The organism is Trinickia symbiotica, from assembly GCF_003028655.1.
GTDB classification, from domain to species: domain Bacteria; phylum Pseudomonadota; class Gammaproteobacteria; order Burkholderiales; family Burkholderiaceae; genus Trinickia; species Trinickia symbiotica_A.
In genome coordinates this window covers 1-872 of sequence record NZ_PYUC01000054.1, presented here as the reverse complement: position 1 = coordinate 872, position 872 = coordinate 1, and the positions used below count along the sequence as shown (strand labels likewise).

1 protein-coding gene is annotated in these 872 nt (G+C 57.7%); it reads right to left on the bottom strand.

Annotated elements, in window-relative coordinates; translation table 11 throughout:
- Nucleotides 1-14: 14 nt before the first annotated feature.
- A partial coding sequence (locus tag C9I57_RS32175; RefSeq protein WP_107154520.1) for an IS630 family transposase occupies nucleotides 15-872 on the bottom strand: 858 nt, incomplete at its 5' end.

The following is an 872-nucleotide window of genomic DNA, read 5'->3' as shown; positions in this document are numbered from 1 at the left end:
GCTAGTGGTGTGCGTCAAACGGATTGCATCTTATTCAGCTTGGCGCGGGCGCGCGTGACTTTCGTCAGGATGTCGGAAGCCTTTGCCGTCCAGATGAACGGTTTCGGATCACCATTGTGCTTCTCGATGTACCGCTCAATGGTGCTCACGAGTTCGGGTACCGAGCGAAAGGCTGCGCGCCGTAACTGGTTCTCTGACAGGTCACGAAAGAAGCGTTCAACCATATTGAGCCATGAGGCGCTGGTGGGCGTGAAATGCATGCGAAATCTCGGGTGCTTCGCCAGCCACGCCTTTACCTCGGGGTGCTTATGAGTTGCGTAGTTGTCAGCAATCAGATGCAGTTCCTTGTCCTTGGGGGTGCTGCGATCGATCTTGCGCAAGAAGCTCAGCCACTCCTGATGACGATGCTTCGTCTGACAATGGCCAATGACACTGCCATCGAGCGTGTTCATCGCGGCAAACAACGTCGTCACACCATTGCGCTTGTAATCGTGCGTCATCGTCTGACTGCGTCCTCGCTTCATCGGCAAGCCCGGCTGGGTCCGGTCCAGTGCCTGAATCTGCGATTTCTCGTCGCAACTGAAGACCAGAGCGTGCTCTGGGGGATCAAGATACAGTCCGACGATGTCCTCCAGTTTCTCGGCGAAGTGTTTATCGTTCGAGAGCTTGAAGGTTTCTACCCGATGCGGCTTGAGTCCATGCTCGTGCCAGATGCGCCGCACGCTCGCCTCACTGACACCACTCGCCGCGGCCATGCTTCGCGTGCTCCAGTGCGTCGCGTTATCCGGGCGTTGCTGCGTAGTCAGCGCCACGATAGCCTTGACCTTGCGTGCAGAGATCTTCGGTTTGCGCCCGGGGCGCGTCTGGTCGTG